This window comes from Flavisolibacter tropicus (assembly GCF_001644645.1).
GTDB classification, from domain to species: Bacteria; Bacteroidota; Bacteroidia; order Chitinophagales; family Chitinophagaceae; genus Flavisolibacter; species Flavisolibacter tropicus.
The window spans coordinates 5,233,828-5,247,423 of sequence record NZ_CP011390.1 but is presented as its reverse complement, the minus strand read 5'-3'; the positions used below and the strand labels follow the sequence as shown (position 1 = coordinate 5,247,423).

Annotated in this window: 10 protein-coding genes and 1 tRNA gene; 6 read left to right on the top strand and 5 right to left on the bottom strand. The window is 38.9% G+C overall.

The window, feature by feature from the left end; genetic code table 11:
* The first annotated feature begins 312 nt into the window (after positions 1–312).
* The 6 genes from SY85_RS22445 (at position 313) to SY85_RS22420 (ending at position 8,440) form a co-directional block, all read left to right on the top strand.
* Positions 313–386, top strand: a tRNA-Asp gene (locus SY85_RS22445).
* Between the two features lie 190 nt (positions 387–576).
* Positions 577–1,551, top strand: coding sequence for a Gfo/Idh/MocA family protein (locus SY85_RS22440; RefSeq protein WP_066407945.1), 975 nt, complete (start codon positions 577–579; stop codon positions 1,549–1,551).
* Between the two features lie 8 nt (positions 1,552–1,559).
* Positions 1,560–2,966, top strand: coding sequence for a sugar transferase (locus SY85_RS22435; RefSeq protein WP_066410078.1), 1,407 nt, complete (start codon positions 1,560–1,562; stop codon positions 2,964–2,966).
* A 57-nt stretch (positions 2,967–3,023) separates the two neighbouring features.
* A complete protein-coding gene (locus SY85_RS22430; protein ID WP_066407942.1) occupies positions 3,024–4,595 on the top strand; it encodes a M1 family metallopeptidase in 1,572 nt (523 codons plus the stop codon).
* A 63-nt stretch (positions 4,596–4,658) separates the two neighbouring features.
* Positions 4,659–7,508 carry a M1 family metallopeptidase gene (locus tag SY85_RS22425; RefSeq protein WP_148661262.1) on the top strand — a complete coding sequence of 950 codons (2,850 nt, stop codon included), beginning with the start codon at positions 4,659–4,661 and terminating at the stop codon, positions 7,506–7,508.
* The gene (locus SY85_RS22420; RefSeq protein ID WP_066407938.1) at positions 7,508–8,440 is read left to right on the top strand and encodes a hypothetical protein; all 933 of its coding nucleotides are present in this window, start codon (positions 7,508–7,510) and stop codon (positions 8,438–8,440) included. The genes SY85_RS22425 and SY85_RS22420 overlap by 1 nt, the downstream gene beginning before the upstream one ends.
* Positions 8,441–8,512: 72 nt before the next feature.
* On the opposite strand, the gene SY85_RS22415 is transcribed toward SY85_RS22420, so the two are convergent.
* The 5 genes from SY85_RS22415 to SY85_RS22395 form a co-directional block, all read right to left on the bottom strand.
* Positions 8,513–9,319, bottom strand: a complete 807-nt coding sequence (locus SY85_RS22415) for an FkbM family methyltransferase (RefSeq protein ID WP_066407936.1) — start codon at positions 9,317–9,319, stop codon at positions 8,513–8,515.
* Entirely contained in the window at positions 9,312–9,998 is a 687-nt protein-coding gene (locus SY85_RS22410; RefSeq protein WP_066407933.1) for a 2-C-methyl-D-erythritol 4-phosphate cytidylyltransferase, read from the bottom strand. The genes SY85_RS22415 and SY85_RS22410 overlap by 8 nt, the downstream gene beginning before the upstream one ends.
* A gap of 84 nt (positions 9,999–10,082) precedes the next feature.
* Entirely contained in the window at positions 10,083–11,030 is a 948-nt protein-coding gene (locus tag SY85_RS22405) for an isoaspartyl peptidase/L-asparaginase family protein (RefSeq protein ID WP_066407930.1), read from the bottom strand.
* A gap of 112 nt (positions 11,031–11,142) precedes the next feature.
* Positions 11,143–12,132 (bottom strand): bifunctional heptose 7-phosphate kinase/heptose 1-phosphate adenyltransferase, encoded by a 990-nt coding sequence (locus SY85_RS22400; RefSeq protein ID WP_066407928.1) that lies wholly within the window; start codon positions 12,130–12,132, stop codon positions 11,143–11,145.
* A gap of 4 nt (positions 12,133–12,136) precedes the next feature.
* Positions 12,137–13,585, bottom strand: a complete 1,449-nt coding sequence (locus SY85_RS22395; protein ID WP_066407925.1) for an APC family permease — start codon at positions 13,583–13,585, stop codon at positions 12,137–12,139.
* Positions 13,586–13,596: the final 11 nt, after the last annotated feature.

The following is a 13,596-nucleotide window of genomic DNA, read 5'->3' as shown; positions in this document are numbered from 1 at the left end:
TACCAACTTGCCTTACCACCCATCCATCTTGCAATTTGAGCTCTCGCCACAAAACTTAGGGCTTATTTAAATCAGTATGCCACATAAAAGCGTATCCGCCATTTCTATTACTGAATTGTACGGATGAATAAAATTGGCAGGAAGCTTAACTTTAACACCCCAATAAAAAGGAGCCCTCAGGAATTCATAAAATATGAGCACAAGTGTCATAGGGACATTGAGTTGGAGCTCGATAAAAAAAAGAAAAAACTTTTTTCAAAAATTGTTGGTGGAATAAAAAAGATTCTTATTTTTGCCACCCCAACGGAAAAAGGATCGGTAGTTCAGTTGGTTAGAATGCCGCCCTGTCACGGCGGAGGTCGCGGGTTCGAGTCCCGTCCGGTCCGCAAAACAGAAACAAAAGCCTTACAAGAAATTGTAAGGCTTTTTTCTTTTAATTCCCTTCAAGCACTTCTACCTTTTATAATTCCTTGGTTAAAAGAAGTGCTTACAAAAAGCGGTTCTGTAGCCGCAAAATCTTTTTTAAACCTTTTCTAAGAAGCTTGCTGTTATCTTTGAAACCTCTAAGTATTAATTATGGTGAAAGTTGGCCTTTTTGGCGCAGGATATTTAGGTAAATTTCATATTAACAATTGGTTAGAGATACAAGAAGCCACCTTAATCGGCTTTTTTGATCCAAATGATGAAACCGCAAAAGAAATTGAAAACACTTATAGTCTTAAACGTTTTCACAATGAAGACGAACTCATAAACGCCGTAGACGCTATAGATGTAGTATCTCCTACCCCTTTCCATTTTGCCATTTGCGAAAAGGCTATCCGTAAAGGCAAACATGTATTTGTGGAAAAGCCAATGGCCAATACCGTAGAAGAGGCCCAGCAACTGGTAAAATTGGTACAGGAATCCAATGTTAAACTACAGGTAGGACATGTAGAACGTTTCAACCCTGCTTTCTTAGCAGCTAATCAGTTTGACTTGCATCCAATGTTTATTGAGGTGCATCGCTTGGCTCAATTCAATCCACGTGGCACTGAAGTAAGCGTTATCATGGATTTAATGATTCACGATATCGATGCCGTATTAAGTATTGTAAATAGCGACGTGAAACATATTTCAGCTAGCGGCGTAGCCGTAATGACTGAAACGCCTGACATTGCCAACGTACGCATTGAATTTTACAATGGCTGCGTAGCCAATCTTACGTCCAGCCGCATCTCTATGAAGAAGATGCGCAAAATGCGTCTCTTTCAAAAAGATGCCTACATTGGCATTGACTTTTTAAGCAAGTCTACCGAAATTATAAAGCTAAAAGGTGTTGAAGATGCCAATGCTTTTGCATTTGATATTGAAACGCCAAGCGGCGTACGCACCATTGCAATCACCAGTCCACAGGTGCCGCAGGTGAATGCGATTAAGATGGAATTAATGGAGTTTGTTAAGGCAATTAAGAACAATTCGCGTCCAATTGTTAACGAAATTGATGGTTTGCGTGCTATGGAAGTAGCCCATCAGATTTTAGAAAAGATCTATCACAACCTGTCTTTAAAATAATAATGCCCTTGAAAAAGCCTATTGCGACCTCCTGGTATGCTATATTGGATTATACAGCTGGCGCATTAGCTTGGGGCTTGTTCTTTTTCTGGCGCAAATATTTATTGGACCAACCATTGTTCAATAGCAATGGTTATTTATTTACTGATGATCATTTTTGGCAGGGCATTATTTTAATCCCTCTTGGTTGGCTGGTGATGTTTGCCTTAGTAGGCAGTTATCATTCCTTGTATCACAAGTCAAGACTCGCGGAGTTTTTTAAAACTTTAGTGTGCTGCTGTATCGGCAGTATGTTTTTGTTTTTCCTCCTATTACTAGACGATACTTCAGACAGCAGCTCCTATTATCCCAAAGCTTTTTTGTCTTTATTGAGCATACACCTGTTTGTAATCTTTTCTGCTAGGCTTTTCTTTTTAAACCAGACAAAGAAACAATTGGCTAAAGGAGTCGTTCAGTTTAACGCAATTATTACAGGTTCAAATGTGGATGTAGAACAGCTATACCTGTCTACAAAAGAGCAGCTTAAAGAAGAAGGGTTTACAATAATCGGATATATACCCACATCTGAACAACAACAACTCACAGTTGCACTTCCAAAAATTGGCGAGTTAAATCAGTTGGAACAAGTTATTCTGTCACACCAGGTTAAATGTGTAGTAGTAGCAGCCTCAAAAAATGAAAATGTATTTACAGAACTAATTGAAAGACTTAGTGAAAAAGATGTTACGATAAAAGCGCAACCCGATACGCTAGATATTCTTTCAGGCTCTGTAAAACCTGGTAATATACTTGGAACTGCCTTGATTGATTTACACACCGGACTAATGCCCGACTGGCAGCAAAATATTAAACGCTTATTAGATATAGTAATAGCAATAACTGGCATGTTTCTTCTCTTTCCGCTTTACCTGTTTATTGCCTTACGTGTACGCCTGTCCTCTAAAGGTCCAATTATATTTACTCAGCAGCGTGTAGGTTTAAAAGGAAAGCCGTTCACCATGTATAAGTTCCGTTCTATGGTGGTAGACGCAGAGCCTAATGGTCCGATGCTTTCTTCTCACCAAGATAATCGCATTACTCGTTGGGGACGCATCATGCGTAAATGGCGGCTCGATGAACTTCCCCAGCTATGGAATATCCTTAAAGGAGATATGTCCCTGGTTGGCCCCCGGCCAGAGCGCCAGTTCTACATCGATCAAATCACTCAGCAATTCCCCTATTATAAATACCTTTTGAAAGTAAAACCAGGACTTACATCGTGGGGTATGGTACAGTTTGGCTATGCTGAAAATGTAAAGGAAATGATTGAGCGTAGTCGCTTAGACCTGATTTATATTGAAAACATCTCCTTAGCCTTGGATTTTAAGATCTTATTACACACCCTACGCATCATTTTTTTGGGAAAAGGTAAGTAAAGCCTTCACAAGCTGTTAAAGAAAAAAAGCCGTTCTTTATAGGAAGAACAGATTCGTATGAAGAGACTTTTTTCGTTTGCAGCCCTTTTAATGGCAATAACTTCTTTTGCACAACAAACACCCTATTGGCAACAACAGGTAAACTATAATATAGATGTTAACTTAAACGACAAAGCTCATACGCTCAAAGGCTTTGAAACCATTGAATACACCAATAACTCTCCGGATAAGTTGGAATACATTTGGTTTCATTTATGGCCAAACGCTTATAAAAATGATAGTACCGCTTTTGCCAAACAACTTTTCCGGGAGTCCGATGGTAAAAAGCGATGGGATGCTATAACTGACAAAGGCTACATTGATAGTTTAAACTTTAAAGTCAATGATATAGTCGCAAAAACGGAAGCAGACCCTAAGAATATTGATATTGTAAAAGTCCTGTTACCTACCCCCTTAGCTCCGGGACAAAAGATAACAATAACGACTCCTTTCTTTGTAAAACTATCCACGTACAATTCACGTAGTGGTCATGATGGACAATCATACATGATAACCCAATGGTATCCCAAACCAGCGGTTTATGACCGTAAAGGCTGGCACGCCTTCCCTTATCTGGATCAGGGCGAATTCTACAGTGAATTTGGCACCTATAAAGTAAACTTCACTGTTCCCGGCTCCTATGTAGTAGGTGCAACCGGTGTTTTACAAACAAAAGCAGAACTGGATACCTATAAGAAAATAGGAAAAGAAAACGCTGCTACGACCACCAACAATAAGAAGTATACAAATACAAAAGAATCTAAAACGCTTAGCTATATAGCTGAAAATGTTCACGACTTTGCTCTATTTGCCGATAAAGACTTTATAATAGAGTATGATACCTTGCAACTGGCATCTGGTAAAATCATCGATGCATTTGCCTACCATCACCCAGATGGCAATAAAAACTGGGAAAAAGGCGCTTCCTATGTAGAAAGTGCTATCCGCCACTATTCTAACTGGTTGGGAGAATACCCCTACCCCGTTGCCGCTGCAGTAGAAGGCCCCAAGAATGATATGTCTGGCGGTATGGAATACCCAATGATTACCTTAATTACTTCTCCTGAGGCCGATGAGCCGCAATTGGATGGTGTTATTGCACATGAGGTAGGCCATAACTGGTTCTATGGTATTTTGGCTTCCAATGAAAGAGAACATGCCTGGATGGATGAAGGATTGAACACTTATTACCAATTCCGCTATGAAGCTGAACTATATAAGTTCAACTCTGTTTTTGGTAATAGCGTACCAAACGAGATTAAGCAAAAGCCTGTAAATGAATACCAGGATATTCTTTACTATGCAGCACAAACTCAAATTCCCATGGAAGAAGCAATAGACATTCCTGCTGGTGATTTTAAAAGCAAGGAGGAATATGGCCTTATTACCTATTTAAAGACAGCTGTTTGGCTTCATTTACTAGAACAACAGTACGGTAAAGAGAAGGTAGATAAAGGCATGCAGACCTACTTCAACGACTGGAAGTTCAAACATCCTTATCCTGAAGATTTGAAACTTTCATTAGAAAAAGCCATTGGTCAGGATTTAACTTCCTTTTTTGCAGCGCTCAAAAAGAAGGGTAACTTATAATAGTCCATAAAACAAGTAAGAGAAGCACCGGCATTGTCGGTGCTTTTTTTATACATTAGTCGCGTGAAAAGAGCCGCCTACACCTTTGTACTTCTATGTTTTCTTTGTAGCATTTCTAAAGCCCAATATTGGCAGCAGAAAGTAGATTACACTATTGAAGTTTCCCTAAATGATCAGACCAAGACATTACAAGGCTTTGAAAAGCTAACCTACTATAATAATTCGCCAGATACGCTTACCTATATATGGTTCCATATTTGGCCGAATGCCTATAAAACAGATCGCACGGCATTTAGCAATCAGCACCTGCAAAATGGTAATACGGAATTTTACTTTGCAGATAAAGAACAGCGAGGCTATATCAACCAACTGGATTTTAAAGTCAATGGCGTTTCTTCTAAAATTGAAGATCATCCAGAGCATATTGATATCATAAAACTTGTGCTACCAACTCCATTATTACCTGGGCAGCAAACTGTAATCACCACACCTTTCCATGTAAAGCTGCCTTATAATTATTCACGTGGTGGCTATGACAAACAAACCTTCCAAGTCACCCAATGGCACCCAAAGCCTGCGGTTTATGACCATAATGGTTGGCACCCTATGCCTTATTTAGATCAGGGAGAATTCTATAGCGAGTTTGGTAATTATAACGTACGTATCACTGTACCTCAAGAGTATGTAGTGGCAGCTACTGGTATATTACAAAATGAAGAAGAAAAAGAATGGTTAAAGACTAAACAATTTAAAGAAGCACCCAAACCCACAAAGAGTGCTTCAACATTAGCAAAGAAACCAGTTAGTAAGTCAGCAAAGCAAAAATCCCCTCAAAATACATCCACACCTATAGCAAACGCTGCTACCAAAACATTACAATTCTTACAAAATAATGTGCACGACTTCGCATGGTTTGCTAATAAAGATTTTATAGTCAATAGTGATACATGTCAACTTGCTTCAGGCAAAATAGTTAATGTGCATAGTTTTTATACCTCTGCCAATAAAGCTGATTGGGAGAACAGTGTAGCCTTAGCAAAAGACGCACTGCGCTTTTATTCCGTCGAAGTAGGCGAATATCCATATGCTACATTGAGCGCCGTACAGGGGCCAGAAAGTTTTGGAGGCGGTATGGAATATCCTACCATTACTATTATTTCGCCTTCAGCTACAGAAAAGGATTTAGACATCACACTAGCGCATGAAATTGGACATAATTGGTTTTATGGCATATTGGCTAGCAATGAACGTCAGAACCCATGGATGGATGAAGGTGTGAACACATTTTATGATAGAAAGTATGCTCAACAGAAATATGGCACTAATCCTACAGGAGAAAATCTTTTATTACAAACACTAGTCAAGACACATCACGATCAACCTATAGTTACCCCTGCCGATAAAATGACGGCAGAAAACTACCAGCTAGTTTCTTATTACAAAACGAGTGAATGGCTACAACTGGTTGAAAAGAAGTTAGGTCCAGCTACTTTCCAAAATGCCATGCAGCATTATTATCAGCAATGGCAGTTTAAACATCCACAGCCAGCAGATTTTAAAGCAAGTTTGGCTCAATACTTAAAAGCAGATACAACAGAAGTATTTCCTCTTTTGTATACAAAAGGCAACATACCGCAAAAGGATGGTGGTAAGTTTAGTATTGTAACGCCATTCCTTCCCAAAAGTATTAAGGCTTATATGGAAACACCGACCAAGAATACACTATTGATCTCTCCAGCACTAGGTTTTAATGTCTATGATAAAATCATGATTGGTGGTGTCTTTACTAACTATAAGCTGCCCCCATCTTCATTACAGTATCTTTTAGTTCCCCTATATAGTACAGGAGCAAATTCATTAAACGGAATTGGAAAGATCAGTTATGCTATTTATCCAGAAAAAGGATTTCAAAAAGCAGAGGTCTTTGTTAATGCATCAAAGTTTTCTAATAATGATTTTACCGATAACACAAACACACGGCACGTATTTGGTTTTAGTAAAGTAGTTCCAGGCTTTGAGCTCACCTTCAAAGAGAAGTCGCTACAATCTACTTCAAGAAAGTATTTGCAATGGAAATCTTACTTGATCAACGAGCAGCCTTTGCGCCTTTCAACTGATTCCATTTTCGAGAATGGAGATACTACTTTAGTAGATGTTGTTAACAAGGAGCATCTTCACTTAACCATTCACCAACTGAAACTAGGTATTGAAAATACCAGAGCCCTATATCCCTATGCGGCCAACTTCACAGCACAGGCATCACAAAACTTTGTAAGACTAGCCTTAGAAGGAAACTACTTCTTTAATTACAAAGAAGGTGGTCTGGATGTACGTGTATTTGCAGGAAAGTTCTTTTATAATGAAAATAAAACCTATCCTTACGGCTATTACATAGATCGTTATGCCCTGAATCTTTCAGGTCCAAACGGTGAAGAAGATTACACCTACAGTGATTACTTTATTGGTCGCAACCGCTTTGAAGGATTGGCCAGCCAACAACTCATGATAAGAGATGGTGGGTTTAAAATAAAGACGGACCTTTTATCCAACAAAGTTGGGAAAACCAGTAATTGGTTAGCTGCTATTAATCTAAATACATCCATACCCTCTAAGTTTAATCCGCTGTCAATATTGCCTATTAAAATTCCATTGCACGTCTTTGCAGACATTGGAACATATGCAGAAGCGTGGGAACCAGAAGCTGACACAGATCGATTCTTATTTGATATTGGGCTGCATGTACCTTTATTTAAAGAAACAATCAATCTATACTTCCCAATCATTTATAGTCAGGTATTCAGTGATTATACAAAGTCCATGTACCCGAATAATCGTTTTTTCAAAACCATGACATTTAGCATTAACCTGCATTATAATGATGTCAAAAAATTAACTCAACAATTGGGTCTCTAATGCCAACTTCAGGTAACATACAATACCTACGACAGCATGAAATTGATCGTACTCGCTGGGATGCATGTATAGACAATGCGGATAATGGTTTGATCTATGGCTATTCTTTTTACCTGGATGCCATGTGCGACAATTGGGATGCCCTGATATTGGATGACTACAAAGCGGTAATGCCTTTGCCTTGGAGACGGAAGTACTTCATTTACTATTTATACCAGCCCTACTTTGTAAATACGCTAGGAGTATTTGGTAATATTGTTTCGAAAGAAATAGTCGGGCAATTTCTGAATGCTATTCCCGCCAAATTTCTTTACTGGGATTTAGATCTCAATGAAAGGAATAAGGTCTGTAATTATAACAACCACCAACACTTAGAACTGAGACAGAGAAAAAATATCTTTTTGAAGTTAGATACTTATGATAAACTCTATCAAGGCTATAGTCGATTAGCAAAAAGAAAATTAGCAAAGGCAAAAGAAGAAGGAATAATTATCACAAAAGGGGTTTCTGCAAATGATGTTATAGATCATTACATTAACGAGTATGAAAAAAAGAATAGAATTATTCCCGATAGCGTTTATACAAACCTTAAAAAGACAATAAACAACTTTAGCAAAAACAACTCCCAAACATATATGGCCCACACCAAGAGTAATGAGGTTCTTGGCTTTTATTTGCTCTATACCGACAAAAGATTTGTTTATTCTATCCTCGGAGGAAGTACTGAAAAAGGAAAGAGCATCGGCGCCTTTTATGCACTTACCGATGCTGCTATTCAAAATGTTGCCGGCTCACAAAAGATCTTTCGGTTTGAAGGCTCCGATTTACCAGGCATTGCTTTTTTTGATCTTCAATTTGGATCTTACCCTATAGAATATTTACATATCAGAAGAAACAGTTTGCCTAAACCTATCAGGTGGTTAAAAAAATAAAATGAGCTGGTCCCACATTTATATAAAAATTGGGTTCTTAATTGATAAGAAAGCATCTAGATAAATGTAAACCTATCTAGATGCCCAGTAAATATTTTCCTGTTCAATATTTTGTTTTAGAGGCTTAATAGTAAATCCCTTTTGAGTAAGTGTATCAATGCAGGTACGATAATCTTTTTCTGAATGTACTTCAATAATAATATTTTCAACCTTATCTATCCAATCTAAATTTGCGCTAAAAATCTGATGTTCAAACCCCTCTACATCTATTTTAAGTAAATCGACCTTACGAAGATTATATCTGTTAAAAAGCGTATTTAAAGAAATACCTTCAATAGTTTCCCCTTTAAATGAACTATCAATTTTGGTATTAAATGCAAAGCGCTCTCTTTTCAACGCTAAAGGACCATCAACATAGTTCACCGCAGCTTTTATGGCAATTATATTTTCAGAGTTAATTATCTTTTTCAAGTTCTTTTGAAGAACCTCAAAGTTTTTACTTTCGGGCTCTACTGCTAAGATGCTGGCTTGAGGAGAAACGGATTTAAAAAACAAACTTGCTAATCCAACATTTGCGCCTAGATCAACAATTGTTTCTAAAGAGGCATAATTAATTGTAAATCTATCATATGCTTTTTGCCAAAAAATCTCATAAAGTATTGCAATATCCCCAGCATAAGTACGCAAGTATAACTCACGCACAAAACCATTCAACTTTAGCTCATAAGAAGTTGGTATTTCACTAATTAAATACGACTGATTTGGAAACAATGAAAACCGCTTTGTATTCCAGAGTAACTTTAAAAATGTTAATGTGTTTAAAGATATCTTATAACAGAACAAAAGCTTTGAAACAGCTAGGTTCAATCGACTAATCATTATGAAGTGATTGTGCCATAGAGAGTAAACTTTCTGCCGCTACTAAATCAATAGGTCGAGTGATTTTGATATTATTTTCCTCGCCTCCCACCAGTTCTATTTTTAATCCAAAGGACTCCACGACAGATGCTTCATCGGTAAAACGTTCTTTGTAATCAATTTCAAAGGCAGGTAATAAGATGCGACTGTGGAAAGTTTGAGGAGTTTGAACCAAAACTACCCTATTGCGTTCTATCGCCTCATTACTCTCGCCAGATAGTAAGCGTACGCTATCTTTTACTGGCACCACAGGAATGGCACTTCCATTTTCTAATGCTTTTTCATAACAACGGTGAATAAGTTCAGTTGTTAACAAACAACGTACCCCATCATGTACAAAAACAATCCCATCTTCATCTAACAACCGCAAACCATTTTTCACAGAATGAAACCGGGTTTCTCCACCTGCTGTAATTTGAATGCGGTTATAATCAAAGTAAGCATCAATAATCTCACGCCCCATATCTGTATAATCTTCAGGAAGCACTAGGATGATTTTCAAATCATCATATGCCTCCAAAAAAGTTCTGATGGTATAATATAGAACTGGCTTATCATGTAAAAGGAGAAACTGTTTAGGCGTTGCACTTTCCATTCTTGTACCAACACCACCAGCAACGATTATTGCATATTTCTTCATAGCATTTTAATTAATTAGCCTTTATTTGTCTGGCATTTACCAGCAATGAAAATTAAATAGATTTCTCTTGTTTATTGTAAAACTTTATTTATAAATCAAAACTTCAAATCGTCCCATACTACTTTTAGCGCCTCTATACATACCGGCACTATTAAAGGGCATAGCAAAGTTACCCTTTGCATCTACACCAATCATCCCCCCTTCCCCACCAATCTTTACTAATTTATCCCGCACTACTATGTCCATAGCATCTTGTAGGCTGAGGCCTTTGTATTCCATCAGGCAACTAACATCATAGGCCGCTACAGAGCGGATAAATAGCTCACCATGCCCTGTACAACTAATGGCGCAGGTTGCGTTATTAGCATAAGTCCCAGCACCAATAAGAGGACTATCTCCAATACGTCCCCATTTCTTATTGGTCATACCACCAGTACTTGTTGCCGCTGCAATATTTCCATTACTATCACAGGCAACAGCTCCTACGGTACCAAACTTTTTATCACGTATCAACTCATCCTTTGACTCATGCTGATGATCCATCACATAGTCGTCGGTATCCTTCACTGCTTTCCATTGATCATACCGAAACTGTGAATAGAAATAATCATCCGCCTCAAGCTTAATGCCCTGTTGTAAAGCAAAATCGTTAGCTCCTTGCCCGCTTAAGAAAACGTGGTTACTATGCTGCATTACTTCAATGGCCAATGCAATAGGATTACGCACATTACGTACACCGGCAACTGCTCCTGCATCTAAATTGGCGCCATCCATAATGGCAGCATCCATTTCCTGCAATCCCTGTTTAGTAAAAACAGAGCCCCTACCCGCATTAAACAAGACATTGTCTTCTAACAAAATACAAGCAGCTTTCACAGCATTTACGGCACTTCCCCCTCTTTGCAAAACTCCATACCCCGCCTCCAAAGCATCGTTAAGTGCATCCATGTACGCCTTTTCCAACTCCGGCGTCATATCTTCTTTCAAAATGGTACCAGCACCGCCATGTATAGCTATTGTAAATGTCGACATGAGTATCTAAGTATTGAAAGTGAATATCTAATAAACAAAATTGCGCCTTTTTACAATGAAAGAAGGCGCAATTGATGTTGTAATTCTTGTTAATGCAGAACAGAGCACTGTCTTATTGAATAAGAAGCTCACTCTCCTCCAATAGACGCTTTGGATCAATGGCAGCTGTCCCAACCTCTTCACAAACCAGTCCCCCGGCAATATTAGCAATAGCGGCCATCAGGTATACATCTTTTGTAGCAGCATATACCAAAGCGGCTACAGCAATTACCGTATCACCCGCCCCTGAAACATCAGCTATGTTCCGCACATGCGAAGGAATCAGTTTAGTTTCCTCTCCATCCTTATAAAACACCCCTTTTTCGGAAAGCGTAATAAAGGAGATCCTATGGTGCAACAGGTTATGCAGTTCTGCGTGGATACTTTCCAGCAACGCATGATCAGCATCCGTAAAGAGCATGTTTAACGCCTCTTTTACCTCCTTAAGGTTAGGCTTAAATAGGTCTACACCTTTGTAAGTAAAGAAGTTCTTGCGCTTTGGATCTACGGCAGTTAATACACCAGCCTTTTTACAAATGCTAATCACACTTCTAATGACGGCTTCAGTCAACACACCCTTGTTATAATCCTCAAGGATGATAATATCAGGCTTTTCAGCTACAATGAATTGCTCAACCTTGTCCAATAAAGCGGCTTCTTCTTCCCGGTTTAGGTCGAATGTAATTTCATTATCCAATCGCATCATTTGCTGATTGCGACTAATAATGCGCGTTTTATTGGTTGTAATTCTACTTGTACTTTGAATACAGTATTGAACATTAATGCCACATTGTGCAAATAAGGCATTCAGGTTTACGGAATCTTCATCCTTTCCCGTTACTGATAATACATATGCTTGTGCGCCTAATGAATGCAAATTCAACGCTACATTACCTGCACCACCTATTCTGTACTCTTTCTTATCCAGTGAAACAATAGGAACAGGTGCTTCAGGTGAAATCCTTTCCACATGCCCCCACATGTAGGTATCCAACATCACATCACCAATCACTCCTACTTTAACCTCTTTAAACGTTGCAAATAACTGCTGTAAATCCTTCATCTAGTTAGACAAGCCTTTTTTGGCGCGACAAAGCAATGAAATAAATTGGAATTCCAGCTAACACAATGATCAAACCTGGCCATGTAAACTCAGGTTTATAGATGATCAATAAAATACAGAAAGCTAATCCCATCAGAATATACAGGATTGGCATTACAGGATAACCAAATGCTTTATATGGACGCTCCATATCCGGGCGCTTCTTGCGCAAGATAAAAATGCCAGCTATCGTAAGCATGTAGAACATCACCACTACAAAAGATATCATATCAAGCAGCTGTCCATAGTTTCCACTCAAACTCCAGATACATGCAGCTATACACTGAATCCACAACGCGGTCTCTGGTACTGCAGCCTTATTTAAATGCCCCGTCTGCTTGAAGAATAATCCATCCTGTGCCATGGTATAATACACACGGGCACCTGCCAGGATCAATCCGTTGTTACAGCCAAAGGTAGATACCATGATCATTAAGGCTATTACAATAGTTCCAACATTACCAAAGATGGCATGAGAAGCGGCTACAGCTACCCTGTCTTTATCAGCAGCAGCAATCTCTTGTAAAGGCAAAACTGCCGTATACATAATATTGGCAGTTACATAAATCAGTGTTACAATAAGAGTTCCCAGGAATAAACTCAAGCCAATATTGCGTTTAGGGTTTTTAATCTCCCCGGCTATAAAGGTTACATTATTCCAGGCATCACTACTAAATATTGAGCCTACCATGGCAGCTGCTATGGCACCCAATGCCGCCACCATTGTATAAGATGTAACGCTGCCATCTTTTGCTAATCCATGTAAATCCCATGCATTACTCCAGTTGGCTGTCCATACATCTCCTTTTGCCATGATCAAGCCAAATGCAATCAAACCAAACAGGCTCAAAAGCTTAGTCATGGTAAAAGTGGTCTGGATTATCTTACCATTCTTTACCCCACGGGTGTTGATATAAGTAAGTAAAACAATCACAACTATGGATAATAATTGCGCGGGAGATATGGTTCGAAACCCTAGATCTATTGCTACCAGGTCTTCACTTAACGAGGGAATCAGGTAGGCGGTAAACTTGGCGAAAGCCACACCCACTGCGGCAATAGTGGCCGTTTGAATTACGGCAAAGAAACTCCAGCCATACAAAAACCCAACAAGTGGATTATAGGCCTCCTTCAAATACACATACTGACCACCAGCTTTAGGGAACATGCCGCTTAACTCACCATAACTCAAAGCTGCCGTTATGGTCATAAAGCCGGTTATTAACCACACAGCCACTAACCAACCCGCACTTCCTACATTACGGGTTATATCAGCACTCACAATAAAAATACCCGACCCTATCATAGAGCCTGCTACAATCATCGTAGCATCTAATAACCCCAAAGACCGTTTAAAATCTTTATCCTCTTGAATGGCCTTTTGAGGCGTGGCAATAGTTTCAATAGTTTCCATCACTAGCAATC

Coding starts and splice junctions, on each gene's coding strand:
- SY85_RS22440 (WP_066407945.1), top strand. CDS start 577: ATGGTGAAAGTTGGCCTTTTTGGCGCAGGATATTTAGGTAAATTTCAT.
- SY85_RS22430 (WP_066407942.1), top strand. CDS start 3,024: ATGAAGAGACTTTTTTCGTTTGCAGCCCTTTTAATGGCAATAACTTCT.
- SY85_RS22420 (WP_066407938.1), top strand. CDS start 7,508: ATGCCAACTTCAGGTAACATACAATACCTACGACAGCATGAAATTGAT.
- SY85_RS22415 (WP_066407936.1), bottom strand. CDS start 9,319: ATGATTAGTCGATTGAACCTAGCTGTTTCAAAGCTTTTGTTCTGTTAT.
- SY85_RS22410 (WP_066407933.1), bottom strand. CDS start 9,998: ATGAAGAAATATGCAATAATCGTTGCTGGTGGTGTTGGTACAAGAATG.
- SY85_RS22405 (WP_066407930.1), bottom strand. CDS start 11,030: ATGTCGACATTTACAATAGCTATACATGGCGGTGCTGGTACCATTTTG.
- SY85_RS22400 (WP_066407928.1), bottom strand. CDS start 12,132: ATGAAGGATTTACAGCAGTTATTTGCAACGTTTAAAGAGGTTAAAGTA.
- SY85_RS22395 (WP_066407925.1), bottom strand. CDS start 13,585: ATGGAAACTATTGAAACTATTGCCACGCCTCAAAAGGCCATTCAAGAG.